Source organism: Streptomyces sp. NPDC085932 (assembly GCF_044540525.1).
GTDB lineage: Bacteria > Actinomycetota > Actinomycetes > Streptomycetales > Streptomycetaceae > Streptomyces > Streptomyces levis.
In genome coordinates, this window is sequence record NZ_JBITSJ010000011.1 from 14,934 (window position 1) to 29,708 (window position 14,775).

The window sequence follows — 14,775 nt, forward strand, 5'->3', positions numbered from 1 at the left end:
GCAGCCTCCCCCTGTCCTGCCCGGCCCTGCCGTGTTCGTCCCCGCCGGTTCACCGCCGGCGTGGCTTCCGTCTGGAGACCGTCATGCCTGCTGCCCGCACCCCGTCCGAGCGGTCCGCGCTCGCCGCGCTCGCCGCCCACTTCACCCCCGAGGAGGTTGCCGGGGACCTCGCCGCACACAGCGCCGCCAACGTGTGGCAGCAACGCGTGCAAGCCGACGCCAGCGGGCGCCTGGCCCGATACCGGCCCGATGAGGAACTGAACAGGTCCCTGCTGTACTGCCAGTTCATCACCCGCTCCGATGAGGGCTGGCCCACCGCCCTCACCGTGCTGGGCGAACGCCAGCCGCTGGGGCTGTGGGTGCTGGGCCGTGGCCACCTGCCCGAGCTGACCGCCAGCACGGTGGCCGTCACCGGCAACCGCAACGCCACCGCCCACGCCCTGACCGCCACCCAGGACTACGCCCACGCCATCGCCGAGGCCGGACACACCGTCACCGCCACCCTCGCCTTCGGTGTGGACGCCGCCGCCCACCAGGCGGCCGCGCTCACCGGGCGGGCCACCTTGGCCGTCCTGCCCCGCGGCCTGGACCGCGCCCACCCCTACGCCCACGCCGCCCTGATGAAACGCATCCCCACCGGCGGCGGCGCCGTGATCAGCCTCTACCCGCCCGGCACCCCCGCCAGCGGCGCCACCCACCAAGCCAGCGCCCGCCTCCTGGCCGCCCTGTCCAAGGCGGTGGTCCTCATCGAGGCCCTGGACCACAGCCACACCCTGCGCACCGCCCAGGCCGCACTCGACCTGCGCCGCCCGCTGCTCACCGCCCCGCCCGCCGAAGACGACATCCGCGCCGGCGGCACCGCACGCTGATCGCCGAACAGCGCGCGGAGCTCTGTCCGAACCCCGCCCAGGCGCTCGCCCTCCTCTGACACCCCCGACCGCACCGCCCCGGCCCAAGAGGCTGCCCCGCGCCTCAGCCCGCCGGACCGCCCGATCCGTCCGCACCGGCCCTCGGGGCGCCACTGCCCCCCCAAGGGCCGGTGCCACGCCTCCCCCCTCACCGCTGCCCCCCCCTGCTCACTGCCCGGCCGGGCAGGAAGGAAGTCCCCCATGTTCCAGCTCACTCCGCAGGGCGCACGCGCCCTGGACCAGAACGACAACGGCCTCGCCTCCGGCCACCCCGCCACGATGGCCAAGCTGGTGGCGGACGGCATGGTCGTCCCCCACACGGGCGACGGCGGCACCCACCGGATGACCGAGCAGGGCTGGTCCGCGCTGGAGGAGTGGCGGCAGCGACACGGCCACACGCCGGACGCCCTGCCCGCAGAGCCGATCCCGCCGAAGCTCCCCGGGGTGCAGCACGAGGCGGTCGTGACGGCGGCCGGACGTCCCGACCAACGCGTGCCCGGCCGCGACGACCACGACGTGTACTGGGCCGGCCAGAAGTGGTTCCGCGCACCCACGCTGCGCGCCGTCCAGGCCGCCGGATACGCCACCACCTACGGCCGATCCATCTCACTGCACCTCACCCCGGCCGGCCGGACGTATGCCCGCCAGCGCGGCGGCATCGACGTGCGGCGGCGACGGCTCGTCATCATCGCGTGCGGGAACGGGAAGAAGCCGCATCCGGGCTTCAACGACTACGGCAACGTCAACGCCGGCTACCCCGCGGGGGAGCTGTACACCGGCCTGTACCACCGGTCGCTGCGCCTGGCGGCCGACGCCCTCACCGACCCCTCGCTGATCCGGATCATGTCCGCACTGCACGGCCTGGTCGATCTCAAGCGTCCGCTGCTGCCGTACGACGTGCAGATCGGCGACGAGCGGGCCGTCGCCCCCGAGCGGATTGCCGACCACGCCGCGACTCTCGGCACCCACGACGCCGACGTGATCTTCCTCGGCGGTCAGGACTACGCCGCACTCCTGCGCCCCGCCATCCCTCACCTGCACACGCCCCTGTCGGGCGGCATGGGTGAGCACCGCGGCCTGTGCAAGCAGGCCCGCGAGGATCCTGCGCTGCGCGAGGCGTGGTGGGCGGCGGCCGCCGCGCTGCACGAGGGGCACGCCGCAAGGTGACCACCGCCCGTCCCCGCCCGGTCATCCGCCGTGGCCCGCCGACGACCAGGTCCTCGTCATCCCCGCCCACCGCCTGCCCGAGCCCACCGCGAAGGAGTGACAACCGCCATGCCCGCCGCCGTCCACACGCCGCCGCTGCCCGGCCTGAGCCGGGACGAGGAGGTGGACACCGTCATCAACTGGGGCCTGGGCGCCGACTCCACCGCCTACCTCGCCCGCATGCTCACCGACCCCGCCGCGCACGGCATCGACCTCGAGCGCACCGTGGTGCTGTACATGGCCACCGGCAGCGAGTGGCCCGAGACCCGGCTGCTGGTCGAGGAGTTCATGCTGCCGCTGTTGCGTGAGCACGGGGTGCGCCTCGTGCAGCTGTCCCGCTCCGGGCAGCTGAAGGCGGCCGGCATCACGGTCCTGGACGACTCCCGATACCCTCAGCGGCTCTTCGCCCGCGGGCCGTGGACGCTGTGGGACGAGCTGGAGTCCGTCGGCACCGTCCCCCAGCAGGCCGGCACCCGCAAGTGCAGCCTGCGCGCCAAGGGCGAAGTCGGGGACCGCTGGCTCGTGCCGGTGATGGGCGGGCGCCCGTTCCGGCAGATCATGGGCTTCAACGCCGACGAGCCCGGGCGCTGCTTCGGGGACGCGGCTGCCTCGGAGATCCCCGGGCGCACCGGTGTCTACCCGCTCCTCGACTGGGGCTGGCACCGGCGGCAGTGCGAGGACTACCTCCTTCAGCGGTTCGGCGTGCACTGGCCGAAGTCGTACTGCACCTTCTGCTGCTTCCCCGTCTCCATGGGCTCGCTGCCCGCCCACCTCGAGCGCATGCGCGCCCACCCCGACATCGCCGGTGAGGTCCTGCGCCTGGAGTACACCGCGATGAGCCTGAACCCCAACGCCAAGCTGTACGGCAAGCGCAGCCTGCTCGAACTCCTCGATGCCGACCGGCCCGAAGACCGCGCCTGCCTGGAAGCCTTCGAGCGCGAGCTCGACATGCCCTGGGCGCTGTACCACGTGCGGCGCCTGTTCCTGCTGTCCGAGACCGGCAAGCGCCGCCCGGTCATGCGCTCCACCGAACGCGTCGACCTCGGCCGCCCGCAGCGACTGGCCCAGCGGCTCATCAGCGTCTCCGAGCGGCACGGCATCGACGTCGAGCACGACCAGCGCTACGGGCGCGCCCGCGCCTGGCTCCGCCCCCGCCGCGAGAACTGGCCCATGGCGGAGGAACTGTTCGTCACCGCCCCCGCCCGGGTGATCGACAAGCAGGACGACGCCTTCGAACGCGAATGGCACGCCCTGCTCTCCGGCACCCCCACCCCGCTCCCCCTCAACTGAGCCTCCCGCCGCCCGGTCCCGTATGGGCCGCGCAATCCTCGCCCGCCCCCTCTGTCTGGAGACGACGCATGACGACCTTCCCGCGCCTTGCCGGCGCAACGACGACCACGTCCGCAACCACCGTTCAGCTCCGCCTCCGCAGCCCGCGACCGCAAGCAACCGCAGACGGGCGGGAGCGGTGATGCCCGCGGTTCAGCAGGCGCTGCCGTTCGACGACCTCCCGGAGGTGCCGACCGCGTCGCCCTGGTGCCAGCGGTGGCGTGAGCGCACGCACTCCTGGCGGCACGTCAGCGAAGGCGGGTTCGACGCTCGCCACTACGAGGTGGAGCCAATCAGCGAGAAGGACGCCGAAGCGTTCGTCCGCACGCATCACTACTCCGCCTCCTACCCGGCAGCCGTGCGCAGGTTCGGCCTGTACGAAGTCTCGGCCGGCGAGCGGCGGCTGAGCGGCGTGGCGGTGTTCGGCGTACCGGTGAACCAGGCCGTGCTCACCCGGGCACTGCCGGACCTGGCCCCCGTCACGGAAGCCCTCGAATGCTCGCGGTTCGTGCTCTTGGACGAGTGCCCGGGCAACTCCGAAAGCTGGTTCCTGGCCCGCTGCCACACCGAGCTGCTCGCCGCGGGCGTGCGCGGCGTGGTGTCCTTCGCCGACCCCGTGCCCCGGCGCACCGCCTCCGGCCGTTTGATCATGCCGGGCCATTGCGGCCGGATCTACCAGGCCACGAACGGGATCTACGCCGGCAGGGCGACCGCGCGGACCCTTAAGGTCCTGCCCGACGGCACGGTGCTCAATAGTGGAGTACGCGCGGGTTCCCCAACGCTACTCGGCGGCGGTGAACCTGCATTTCAGCAGGTAGATCGCACCGTACGGGCCTGTCACCCGATGGTGTGAGATCTCCGCAGTAACTCGCAGATTCTGCGAGTGATCGCCGTAATCTGCGGTTTCGTGTCAGATTCCGAAACTCGCGTGCTGACGCTCGTGCGCCCCGGACCTGAGCCGACTGTGCCGGTGGATCCCGCCGCGGTCTCCGTCGAGAGCGGGCTCGCGGACGTCGTCACGCTCCAGCGGCGCCGTCAGGCACGCATCTCGGCGCAGGACGAGGAGAGCTTCTTCCTCGACACGCTGTCGGAGTACCAGTGGGCGAGGGATGCCGCTGGGCTGGCACCGACGACGCTGGATGGGCTGATCAAGCCGGTGGTGGAGGTCTGTGAGTTCTACGGCACGGTGCCGTGGCAGCTCACGTCCCGCGAGGTCGACCGGTATTTCGCCGGCCCCGGGAAGCGTGCCCCGTCGACTCTGCGCGGAAAGATCAACAAGATCGACGCGTACTTCGCGTTCCTCGAACAGCGCTACGCCGGCGAGATCATGCGCCGCTTCGGCCAGGCCGTCGAGTCGCCCATCGACGTGTTCAACCGACCGCGCCATCGCGGCGATTTCGGTCTGCGGATCCCGCCCTCGCAGACGGCGTTGCGGGACTTCTTCGGCCGCTGGCGTGAGGATCTGCCGAACGCCCGGAAGTACCTGGTCGCCTGCCGCGACTACGTGATGACGAAGGTCGCGTACCTGTCCGGCGTCCGGGCGGCCGAGCTGTGTGGGGTGTGCATGGGCGACCTGCACTGGGAGCACGGCCAGTGGGGCCGCTTCGTCGTGCTCGGCAAGGGCGCCCACGGGTCGGGGCCCCGGCCGCGCGAGGCATACATGTTCCAGGAGGGTCGCGCGCTGCTGTGGTGGTACATCGAGGAGATCCGCGGCGAGTTCGGCGACGACGTCGAGCATCCCAAGGCGCCGCTGTGGCCGTCGGAGCGCAAGCCCACGGCGGTGGCCGCGTTGAACCTTCCGATCGCGCCGGCGATCATCCCCTCGACGTTCCGCCGGGCCCTCCACCAAGCAGCCGGCGCCTACCTGAGCGGACCGGTCAGCGACCTGTTCCCGCACCTGCTGCGGCATGCATGCGCCACCCACAACTACGAGCGCGGGATGACGTTGTGGGAGGTGCAGAAGGTCCTCGGACACGACTGGGCGACCACGACCCTGCGGTACATGGCGACCGCGCACGCCGACCCGGAGCACGCGAACCTGGCCGCGAGTTCCCGGGCGGCCCAACGACTGGTGATGGACAAGGGGAACCTCCGGTGAAGTGGAATCTGCGGATGGTGGCCGCCCAGCGGGACCTGTGGCGGCCGACCGAGGTGCTGGCTGCTTTCCAGCAGGTGGGGTTCAACCCTTCGCTGAGCAAGGTCGCCGCACTGTGGGGCGGAACTCCGGTCACGGTGAGGCTGGACGACCTGGACCTGATGTGTGCGGCATTGGACTGCACCGTCGCGGATCTGCTCCAGGCCGAACCGCTCGCCGGCGCCCAGCCAACAGGGGAGGCCGGCGACGTCGCCGTGGGTGCCGAGGTCCAGCCGCCGGGGCCGGTGCGGCCGGTGCCGCGCGGTCCTCGCCGCGGCGGGCCGCGCTCACTGCCTCCGAGCTGAGGGAATGGGAGATGGCGAACGAGGGCAGCGCCCGCAGCTGCGAGATGTGCCTGAGCTGGTCGGTACTGCGGTGGACCCGGACGTGCCACGGCTGCCGGGCCTGGAAGCGGACGTACCCCGAGCGGGGAGTATGCCCGCGATGCCGGCACGAGGCCCACCTGAATACCGATGGCCTGTGCAAGCCGTGCCTGCAGGCGATCCGGGCCGTCGATGACGCCGAGTGGGCCCTGGGCGGTGCAGGAGCCCGGCCGCGCGACCTGCAGCTCATCGTCGGCACGTGGCACGACTACGCGACGCAGGCCCGCAAGCTGGTCCGAAGGACCGACGGCGGGCGTCGCGTGAGCCAGGCGTGGCGGCTCAAGCTCAAGCAGGAGCAGGCGCCCACCACCGGAACGTCGGCCGTACTGGAGCCGGGTTTCCCCCGCCAGCTCGCCCTGTTCACCGTGCCGCGCACACTGACCGATGCCACGGTGCGGGCGATCATCGGCCGGCCGCTGTCCGGCTGGGACCGTGCCCGTCCCGTCCTGGTGGAGATGGCGGCCGAGCACGGCATGAGCCAGGGCTGGCACTACGTGGTTGCCGAGATGGTCCGCCTCGCCCTGGCGGTCCGCGAGGCCGAGGGAGCTGACCGTCTCCCCGAGCCGATGCTGCGGGACCTGCCCACCCACCGCGATGCGGTGCGGCTGGTTCTGCTGCGGGCCGACCTGCTGGAGGCCGCACCGGAGCCGATGCGGTTTTCGCGTACGAACCAGCCCGCCCGCACCCCGTACATGACTGATCCGGTTCCAGTTCCGCCGCGCGTGCCGCGGCAGTGCCGGGACTGCCACGGCTGGATGCCCGTGGGCCGCCGGTCCGGGTTCCGCTGCTCTCCGTGCCGGCATTGGCGCGAGCGACATCCGCGCGGCCGGTGTGTGCGGTGCCGCCGCGAGGACTTGCCGTTGCGTGCCGACCGCTGCCGCACCTGTCATCCGTACCGCCTCCTGGACGAAGCCAGGCCGGCGACGTCCCGGGCCACCCAACTGGAGATCACTCTCCCTGCCGGCGTGGGTGGGCCGGTCCTGCCCGTGCCGGTCGATGCCCCACCTGCCGCCGGCACAGACGAGACACCCGCAGGACGGACGGCACGCGGCCAGGAAGCGCTATTCGCCATGCGGCGCGACTGGTCACCGGTGCTCACCCGGTTCCGGCGCCGACCGCGGGCCGAGCTGCCTCTCACCGAGCGGGCACGGCTCGTGGTGGAGGAGTACCTTCAGCTGCGCGCGGACCAACAGGCCCCGGACTACCGCAAGAACATCCACACCCTCACCATCCTCATGTACTGGCTCGGTGCCGAGACGGCCGTCCTCGAGCGCGACGTCCACGACCTGGCCCAGCTCGATCCGAACCTCGCCGCCAAGCCTGTGTGCCAGTTCCTGCGCGCCCGCAGCCTGCTCGTCGACGACCCGGACCTCCACCAGGACGCCGATCTGGTCTGGATCGAGGCCACCCTCGACGCGCTGCCGCAGCCCGTCGCGAGCGAGGTCCGCGCCTGGGTAGACGTGCTGCGCAGCCAGGGACGCCGAGAGGGCGAGTTCCGCAGCTGGGACGGAATCCGCCGCTACCTCACCTACGTCCAGCCGGTGCTCAGCGACTGGACGGCGAGCGGGGTGGCCACGCTGCGGGAGATCACTCAGCAGCAGGTCGAGGACGCCGTGAACGACCTGTCCGGCCACGCCCGCCGACAGCTCGCCATCGTCCTGCGCAGCCTGTTCCGTTCCCTGAAGCGGCAACGCGTCGTCTTCCGTGATCCGGCGCGAAACCTGCCCGTCGGCGACCTGAAGGGGATGCCGCGGTCCGTGCCCAGCGACCTGCTCGCCGGGCTGTTGGACCACTCTGCCACTCCACTCGGGCGCCTGACCGTCGCCCTGGCAGCCGTGCACGCGGTCTCCGGCCACGACATGCGCACGATCCAGACAGCCGATGTGGACCTCGCCCGCGGCACCGTCGAGATCCGACGCGGTCTGCTGCGGCACACCCTCTACCTTGAGCAGTTCACACACCGCTTGGCCGCCGAGTGGCTGACCTACCGCCACCGCCGATGGCCGGCCTCGACGAACCCGCATCTGCTGGTCAGCCAGAAGACCGCGCTCGACCCCGATCAGCCAGCCGTCCACATCGGCACGCTCCGAGGGGCGCTGCCCAAAGGCGTGACCTTGGACGGCCTGCGGCAGGACCGGATCCTGAACGAGGCGCTCGAGTGCGGCGATCCGCTGAAGCTGATGCGCCTGTTCGGCATCACGGAGAAGACCGCCATGCACTACGTCGGCGTAGCCCATCCGGAGAAGACCTCCCAGCTTCCCCGATGACCGCTGGTGCGAGAGCGACAGCAACGGGGCCGCCCGGAGCATCCGGGCGGCCCCTCCTGCGAGCGTTGCTCAGGCCGGGACGGCAGCGGTCACTGGCTCGGTCTCTGCCGCGCCGCGGGCGGCGAGGTAGCGCTCGGCGTCCAGGGCTGCGGCCGCGCCGGTGCCGGCAGCGGTGATGGCCTGGCGGTAGGTGTGGTCGACGACGTCGCCGGCGGCGAACACCCCCGGCAGGCTGGTGCGCGTCGACGGGGAGGCGACGGCGATGTAGCCCTCGGCGTCAAGGTCGAGCTGGCCCTTGAAGAGTTCGGTGCGCGGGTCGTGGCCGATGGCGATGAACAGCCCCGTGACGTCCAGGTCGCGGGTGGCGCCGGTGAAGACGTCGCGCAGGACGACGCCGCCGAGCATGCCGTTCGTCTCCTTGATCTCGGCGATCTCGCTGTCGAAGGCGAAGGAGATCTTGTCGTCGGCGAAGGCCCGGTCCTGCATGACCTTCGAGGCGCGCAGGGTGGAGCGGCGGTGGACGACGGTGACCGAGCGGGCGAAGCGGGTGAGGAAGGTGGCTTCCTCCATGGCGGTGTCGCCACCGCCGACCACGGCGATGTCGCGGTCACGGAAGAAGAACCCGTCGCAGGTCGCGCACCAGGACACGCCCCGGCCGGACAGCTCGTCCTCGTTCGGCAGGCCGAGCTTGCGGTAGCCGGAGCCGGTCGCGATGATCACCGTCTTCGCGCGGTGGACGGTGCCCGCGGAGTCGGTGAGCAGCTTGATGTCGCCGGTGAGGTCGACGGCCACGATGTCGTCGTCGATCATCTCGGCGCCGAACTTCTCGGCCTGGGCCCGCATGTTCTCCATGAGGACCGGCCCGTCGACGCCGTCGGGGAAGCCGGGGAAGTTCTCGACCTCGGTCGTGGTGGTCAGGGAGCCGCCGACGAAGATGGAGCTGCCGAAGAGCAGGGGCTTCAGCTGGGCGCGGGCGGTGTAGAGGGCGGCGGTGTATCCGGCGGGGCCGGAGCCGATGATGACGACCTCGCGTATCTCGCTCACGCCGTCGCCTCCGGCTTCGCGGGGGCGATCTCGGCGATCAGGCCCTCGACGAGGGTCTTGATCTCGTCGCGGATGGGGCGGACGGCCTCGACGCCCTGGCCGGCCGGGTCCTCGAGCTTCCAGTCGAGGTAGCGCTTGCCGGGGAAGACGGGGCAGGTGTCGCCGCAGCCCATGGTGATGCAGACGTCCGATTCGCGGACCGCGTCGATGGTGAGGATCTTCGGCGTCTCCTTGGAGATGTCGATGCCGACTTCGGCCATGGCCTGGACGGCGGCCGGGTTGACCTGGTCGCCGGGGTTGGAGCCGGCGGAGCGGACCTCGACGCGGTCTCCGGCCAGGTGGGTCAGCCACGCGGCGGCCATCTGGGAGCGGCCGGCGTTGTGGACGCAGACGAACAGGACGGACGGCTTGTCGGCCATGGTGATCGTTCTCTCTCGTCGCATGGCGGAACCCAGCCGCCAATGACTTCAGCTCCCGCTGGTATCAGCGAGTGATGATGTGAGAGTATCAGTGCATGCTGACTTCAGTCGATCCTGACGTGATCCGGGTGCTGGGCGATCCGCTCCGCCTTCAGATCGTGACCCTGCTCGCGCGCGAGACGCTCTGCACGACGCACCTGGTCGAGGAGACCGGAGCCAAGCAGACCAACCTGTCCAACCATCTGAAGGTGCTGCGCGAGGCGGGGCTGGTGGAGACCGAGCCGTGCGGCCGCTTCACCTACTACAAGCTCAAGCCCGAGGTCCTGGCCGGCCTCTCGGAGCAGTTCGCCGAGCTTGCCGCCTCCGCCCGTGCCGCCGCCGAGAACAAGAGGGCCTGCCCGTGACCTCCACCGAGCCCACCACCACCGGCGCCCAGGGCGCCGGCCCGGCCGGGGACGACTCGATCGTCAAGAAGCTCTCCACCCTCGACCGCTACCTCGCGGTGTGGATCCTGATCGCCATGGCCGTCGGTCTGGGCCTGGGCCGGCTGATCCCGGGCATGAACGACGCGCTCGCGAAGATCGAGATCGGCGGCATCTCCCTGCCGATCGCGCTCGGCCTGCTCGTGATGATGTACCCGGTCCTGGCGAAGGTCCGCTACGACCGGCTCGACCGCGTGACCAGCGACCGCAAGCTGCTGATCTCTTCGCTGGTCATCAACTGGGTCCTGGGACCGGCGGTGATGTTCGCCCTGGCGTGGATCTTCCTGCCGGACCTGCCCGAGTACCGCACCGGCCTGATCATCGTCGGCCTGGCCCGCTGCATCGCCATGGTCATCATCTGGAACGACCTCGCCTGCGGCGACCGCGAGGCCGCCGCCGTCCTGGTCGCGCTGAACTCGGTGTTCCAGGTCCTGGCGTTCGGTCTGCTGGGGTGGTTCTACCTCGACCTGCTGCCCCGCTGGATGAACCTCGGCGACGGCCAGGGCCTGGACGTATCCGTCTGGCACATCGCGCTGAACGTCATCATCTTCCTCGGCATCCCGCTGCTGGCCGGCTTCCTCACCCGCCGCCTCGGCGAGCAGAAGCTGGGCCGCGCCGACTACGAGGCGAAGTTCCTGCCGAAGATCGGCCCGTGGGCGCTGTACGGCCTGCTGTTCACGATCGTCATTCTCTTCGCCCTCCAGGGGAAGACCATCACCTCCCAGCCGCTGGACGTCGCCCGGATCGCGCTGCCGCTGCTGGTGTACTTCGCGGTCATGTTCTTCGGCACCTTCCTCCTCGGCAAGGGTCTGGGACTCGCCTACGACCGCACCACGACCCTCGCCTTCACCGCGGCGGGCAACAACTTCGAGCTGGCCATCGCGGTCGCCATCGCCACCTTCGGCGTCACCTCCGGCCAGGCGCTGTCCGGCGTCGTCGGCCCGCTCATCGAAGTCCCGGTCCTGATCGGCCTGGTCTACGTCGCGCTCGCCTGGCGAAAAAAGTTCGCCGCCAGCGCGGTGACGACGGCCCCGTGACGCAGCACGCGGATGTGGTGGTGGTCGGCGGCGGCCAGGCAGGGCTCGCCGCCGGCTACCACCTGCGCCGGCGCGGCCTCGACTTCGTGATCCTGGACGCTGATTCGGCGCCGGGCGGGTCCTGGCAGCACATGTGGGACTCGCTGCACCTGTTCTCCCCTGCCGAGCACTCCTCGCTGCCCGGGCGGCTCATGCCCGCCCAGACGGGCGAGACGTACCCGGGCGCCGGGCACGTGGTGGACTACCTCGCCGACTACGAGAAACGTTACGACCTGCCCGTCCAGCACGGCACCCGCGTGCGCGCCGTACGCCGCGACGGCGAGAGGCTTCTGGTCGAGGCGGACACCGGCACCTGGCGGGCCCGCGGCGTCATCAGCGCGACCGGCACCTGGTCGCGGCCCTTCATCCCCGCCGTACCCGGCCGATCCGCCTTCACCGGCCGCCAGCTCCATACCGTGGACTACCGCTGCCCGACCGACTTCGCCGGACAGCGCGTCCTCGTAGTCGGTGGCGGGAACTCCGGCGCCCAGATCGCCGCCGACCTCGCCCTGGACGGCCACGTCGAGGTGACGTGGGTGACGCAGCGCCCGCCGCGGTTTCTGCCGGACGATATCGACGGCCGCGCGCTGTTCGACGTCGCCACCGCCCGCCGCCGCGCCCTCGATGCCGGCCGCAGCGACACCGGCGGGGTGGCCTCGCTCGGCGACATCGTCGCCGTACCCCCGGTTCGGGCCGCCCGTGACGCCAGCCTCCTGCACGCGAAGCCAATGTTTTCCCGGCTCACCGCCGACGGCGCCTGGTGGGCCGACGACAGCCACACCGCTGTGGACGCGGTCATCTGGTGTACCGGCTTCCGCCCGGCCCTGTCCCACCTGGCACCGCTGAACCTGCGCGGCCCGCGCGGCCACATCCCCACCGACGGCACTCGTGCTCTTGGCGAGCCGCGGCTGCACCTGCTCGGCTACGGCGACTGGACCGGCCCGGCGTCGGCCACCTTGATCGGCGTCGGCCGCCCGGCCCGGGACGCTACCGGGGCAATCGCACACCTTCTGCGCAGCTAGCCGCTGCTCGAAACGACCGTCGGGTCGGTGCCCATCCCAGGGTGGGCACCGACCCGACACGGTTCTCGGTTGCGTCAGTGGCTGGCCGCGAGTTCGCCGCTGAGCTTGCCGTGCAGCTGGGCGCTGGGGTCGTTCAGTCCGGTGATCTCCACCGTCTTGCCGCGCTGGGCGTACTTCGTCTCGATCGCGTCCAGGGCCGCGACGGAGGAGGCGTCCCAGACGTGCGCTGCGGAGAGGTCGATCGCGACCCTCTTCGGGTCGCCGGCGTAGTCGAACTGGCCGACGAGGTCGTTGGAGGAGGCGAAGAACAGCTCTCCGGTGACCCGGTAGACGACCGTCTTGCCGTCGGGGTCGACCACGGCGGTGACCTCGGCGAGGTGCGCGACGCGCTTGGCGAAGATCACCATCGCGGTGATGGAGCCGACGACGACGCCGACGGCAAGGTTGTGCGTGGCAACCACGCACGCGACGGTAATCACCATGACGGCGATCTCCCCGGCGGGCATCCGCTTCAGGGTCTTGGGGGCGATGGAGTGCCAGTCGAACGTCGCGAACGACACCATGATCATGACGGCGACCAGGGCAGCCATCGGGATGTCGGAGACGACCGGCCCGAAGACGATGCACAGCACCATAAGGAAAGCCCCGGCGAGGAAGGTCGAGACGCGGGTGCGGGCGCCGGAGACCTTCACGTTGATCATCGTCTGGCCGATCATGGCGCAGCCACCCATCCCGCCGAAGAAGCCGGTGACGATGTTGGCGACGCCCTGGCCGATGGACTCGCGGGTCTTGTTGGAGTGGCTGTCGGTGATGTCGTCGACCAGCTTCGCGGTCATCAGCGACTCCATCAGGCCGACCAGCGCCATCGCGAACGCGTACGGGGCGATCGTCGTCAGCGTGTCCATCGTGAACGGCACGTCGGGCAGGCCGGGCACCGGCAGCGACGACGGCAGCGCGCCCTTGTCCCCGACGGTCGGCACCGCGATGGCCGCGCCGACGGTGATCACGGTGAGGATCACGATGGAGACCAGCGGCGCCGGGATGACGGTGGTGACCTTCGGGAAGAACACCATCAGCGCCAGCCCGCCGATGATCAGCGGGTAGACGGCCCAGGGCACGTCGCGCATCTCGGGGACCTGGGCCATGAAGATCAGGATCGCGAGGGCGTTGACGAAGCCGACCATCACGCTGCGCGGGATAAACCGCATCAGCTTCGCCACCCCGAGCGCGCCGAGGGCGACCTGGAAGACGCCGGCGAGGATGACGGCGGCGATCAGGTAGCCCAGGCCGTGCTCGCGGTTGAGCGGGGCGATGACCAGAGCGATGGCACCGGTGGCTGCGGAGATCATCGCGCGGCGGCCGCCGACGATCGAGATGACCACGGCCATGGTGAAGGAGGCGAACAGACCGACCGCCGGGTCGACCCCGGCGATGATCGAGAAGGAGATCGCCTCGGGGATCAGCGCCAGGGCGACGACCAGGCCGGCCAGGACCTCGGTGCGCCAGACCTTGGGGTTGTTCAGCCAGTCGGGCTTGAGGCCGCGCAGCCGCGCGGCGGGAGTCACAGCAGCAGAAGACAAGGAAATGCGTACCTGTCGTGCTCGGGCACACCCCACTGGCAGGCCGGGCGTGCGGGAAGGAGCGCGGGAGACCGGCCGGTTTCCCGCGGGCGGCCCGAGGCGGGCCGGGAAGTCGTGGAGGACGCGAGCCGGGGGCCGGGATGGTGTCCGGCCGGGCGGGTCACGTCCGAGGGCGAAGGGTCACGGCGGGCAGGCGGCGGCGGTCGGCGTCATGGGCTTGCGCACGCGTCTCTCCTGCAAGAATCGGATCTTCGCCGGGGGCGCCATCGGCCCCGGAAACGGCAGCAGCGGGGCAGCCGTGCCGCCCTCACCTTCATCAACTCTACCCTAACGTTAGAGTAGAGGTAGGTGGGGTCGCACGGGACGCGGCCCGCCATGACGGGAAGGGCCAGGAACACGGGCGTGGACGGCAAGCACATGCAGATCGGCGAGGTCGCCGCGCGAACGGAGTTGTCCCTGCGCACCATCCGGCACTACGAGGAGACCGGTCTCGTCGTCCCTTCCGCCCGCTCCCAGGGCGGGTTCCGGCTCTACACCGAGACCGACGTCGCCCGTCTCATGGTCATCCGGCGGATGAAGCCGCTCGGTTTCACGCTGGATCAGATGCGCGACCTGCTGGACGCCACCGACCGCCTCGACGCCGGTGACGAACTCAGCCCGGATGAGCGCGAGGTACTCCTTCAGCGCGTGCGCGAATACGAACAGAGCGCGGCGGAGCAGGTGGAGAAGCTGCGCGTGCAGCTCGCCCGCGCCGAGGACTTCGCCGCCACCCTGCGGGCACGGCTGCCCGAGCGCGAGCCGGTGCGCCCCTGACCGCTCCCGGCTCCGGCGTGCTCTGCCTCTGCGGCAGCGCATCAGGTGCTGTGGCTGCGACTCCCGAGGACCCCTCCCAGGCACGGGGCCTGGGGTGACCATGGAGGAACAA

Annotated in this window: 14 protein-coding genes; 11 read left to right on the forward strand and 3 right to left on the reverse strand. The window is 71.0% G+C overall.

Annotated features, from left to right (window positions below; genetic code table 11):
* Window positions 1–83: 83 nt before the first annotated feature.
* The 7 genes from ACIGAQ_RS36770 (at window position 84) to ACIGAQ_RS36800 (ending at window position 8,227) form a co-directional block, all read left to right on the forward strand.
* Entirely contained in the window at window positions 84–869 is a 786-nt protein-coding gene (locus ACIGAQ_RS36770) for a DNA-processing protein DprA (RefSeq protein ID WP_399790909.1), read from the forward strand.
* Window positions 870–1,109: 240 nt separating this feature from the next.
* Window positions 1,110–2,075 (forward strand): DUF6884 domain-containing protein, encoded by a 966-nt coding sequence (locus ACIGAQ_RS36775; RefSeq protein ID WP_399790912.1) that lies wholly within the window; start codon window positions 1,110–1,112, stop codon window positions 2,073–2,075.
* A gap of 108 nt (window positions 2,076–2,183) precedes the next feature.
* Window positions 2,184–3,404 carry a hypothetical protein gene (locus tag ACIGAQ_RS36780; protein WP_399790915.1) on the forward strand — a complete coding sequence of 407 codons (1,221 nt, stop codon included), beginning with the start codon at window positions 2,184–2,186 and terminating at the stop codon, window positions 3,402–3,404.
* 181 nt (window positions 3,405–3,585) lie between these two features.
* The gene (locus tag ACIGAQ_RS36785; protein WP_399790917.1) at window positions 3,586–4,296 is read left to right on the forward strand and encodes a hypothetical protein; all 711 of its coding nucleotides are present in this window, start codon (window positions 3,586–3,588) and stop codon (window positions 4,294–4,296) included.
* 117 nt (window positions 4,297–4,413) lie between these two features.
* A complete protein-coding gene (locus tag ACIGAQ_RS36790; protein WP_399790920.1) occupies window positions 4,414–5,541 on the forward strand; it encodes a tyrosine-type recombinase/integrase in 1,128 nt (375 codons plus the stop codon).
* Window positions 5,538–5,882, forward strand: coding sequence for a helix-turn-helix domain-containing protein (locus tag ACIGAQ_RS36795; RefSeq protein WP_399790923.1), 345 nt, complete (start codon window positions 5,538–5,540; stop codon window positions 5,880–5,882). The genes ACIGAQ_RS36790 and ACIGAQ_RS36795 overlap by 4 nt, the downstream gene beginning before the upstream one ends.
* 11 nt (window positions 5,883–5,893) lie before the next feature.
* A complete protein-coding gene (locus ACIGAQ_RS36800) occupies window positions 5,894–8,227 on the forward strand; it encodes a hypothetical protein (RefSeq protein ID WP_399790926.1) in 2,334 nt (777 codons plus the stop codon).
* A 69-nt stretch (window positions 8,228–8,296) separates the two neighbouring features.
* Here ACIGAQ_RS36800 and trxB read toward each other — a convergent pair whose 3' ends face one another.
* Window positions 8,297–9,271, reverse strand: coding sequence for a thioredoxin-disulfide reductase (gene trxB / locus ACIGAQ_RS36805; RefSeq protein WP_399790929.1), 975 nt, complete (start codon window positions 9,269–9,271; stop codon window positions 8,297–8,299).
* The gene (locus ACIGAQ_RS36810) at window positions 9,268–9,690 is read right to left on the reverse strand and encodes an arsenate reductase ArsC (RefSeq protein ID WP_399791060.1); all 423 of its coding nucleotides are present in this window, start codon (window positions 9,688–9,690) and stop codon (window positions 9,268–9,270) included. Before ACIGAQ_RS36810 ends, trxB begins: the two co-directional genes overlap by 4 nt.
* 95 nt (window positions 9,691–9,785) lie before the next feature.
* Here ACIGAQ_RS36810 and ACIGAQ_RS36815 point away from each other — a divergent pair, with 95 nt between their 5' ends.
* From ACIGAQ_RS36815 to ACIGAQ_RS36825, 3 genes are read left to right on the forward strand one after another with little or no spacing between them, the layout of a single operon-like run.
* Window positions 9,786–10,094: an ArsR/SmtB family transcription factor gene (locus ACIGAQ_RS36815; protein WP_399790931.1), complete on the forward strand. Its 309-nt coding sequence runs from the start codon at window positions 9,786–9,788 to the stop codon at window positions 10,092–10,094.
* On the forward strand, window positions 10,091–11,209 hold the full coding sequence (arsB, locus tag ACIGAQ_RS36820; protein ID WP_399790934.1) for an ACR3 family arsenite efflux transporter: 1,119 nt from the start codon (window positions 10,091–10,093) through the stop codon (window positions 11,207–11,209). The genes ACIGAQ_RS36815 and arsB overlap by 4 nt, the downstream gene beginning before the upstream one ends.
* On the forward strand, window positions 11,206–12,270 hold the full coding sequence (locus tag ACIGAQ_RS36825) for an ArsO family NAD(P)H-dependent flavin-containing monooxygenase (RefSeq protein WP_399790937.1): 1,065 nt from the start codon (window positions 11,206–11,208) through the stop codon (window positions 12,268–12,270). Before arsB ends, ACIGAQ_RS36825 begins: the two co-directional genes overlap by 4 nt.
* Window positions 12,271–12,344: 74 nt before the next feature.
* Here the strand turns inward: ACIGAQ_RS36825 and ACIGAQ_RS36830 are convergent, their stop codons facing one another.
* Window positions 12,345–13,835 carry a SulP family inorganic anion transporter gene (locus tag ACIGAQ_RS36830; RefSeq protein ID WP_399790941.1) on the reverse strand — a complete coding sequence of 497 codons (1,491 nt, stop codon included), beginning with the start codon at window positions 13,833–13,835 and terminating at the stop codon, window positions 12,345–12,347.
* 417 nt (window positions 13,836–14,252) lie between these two features.
* Here ACIGAQ_RS36830 and ACIGAQ_RS36835 point away from each other — a divergent pair, with 417 nt between their 5' ends.
* Window positions 14,253–14,663, forward strand: a complete 411-nt coding sequence (locus ACIGAQ_RS36835; RefSeq protein WP_399790944.1) for a MerR family transcriptional regulator — start codon at window positions 14,253–14,255, stop codon at window positions 14,661–14,663.
* Window positions 14,664–14,775 lie beyond the last annotated feature (112 nt).

What these genes read in the sequence shown, in the direction of transcription:
- ACIGAQ_RS36770 (WP_399790909.1), top strand. Translation starts at nt 84, where the DNA reads ATGCCTGCTGCCCGCACCCCGTCCGAGCGGTCCGCGCTCGCCGCGCTC.
- ACIGAQ_RS36775 (WP_399790912.1), top strand. Translation starts at nt 1,110, where the DNA reads ATGTTCCAGCTCACTCCGCAGGGCGCACGCGCCCTGGACCAGAACGAC.
- ACIGAQ_RS36780 (WP_399790915.1), top strand. Translation starts at nt 2,184, where the DNA reads ATGCCCGCCGCCGTCCACACGCCGCCGCTGCCCGGCCTGAGCCGGGAC.
- ACIGAQ_RS36785 (WP_399790917.1), top strand. Translation starts at nt 3,586, where the DNA reads ATGCCCGCGGTTCAGCAGGCGCTGCCGTTCGACGACCTCCCGGAGGTG.
- ACIGAQ_RS36800 (WP_399790926.1), top strand. Translation starts at nt 5,894, where the DNA reads ATGGCGAACGAGGGCAGCGCCCGCAGCTGCGAGATGTGCCTGAGCTGG.
- ACIGAQ_RS36810 (WP_399791060.1), bottom strand. Translation starts at nt 9,690, where the DNA reads ATGGCCGACAAGCCGTCCGTCCTGTTCGTCTGCGTCCACAACGCCGGC.
- ACIGAQ_RS36815 (WP_399790931.1), top strand. Translation starts at nt 9,786, where the DNA reads ATGCTGACTTCAGTCGATCCTGACGTGATCCGGGTGCTGGGCGATCCG.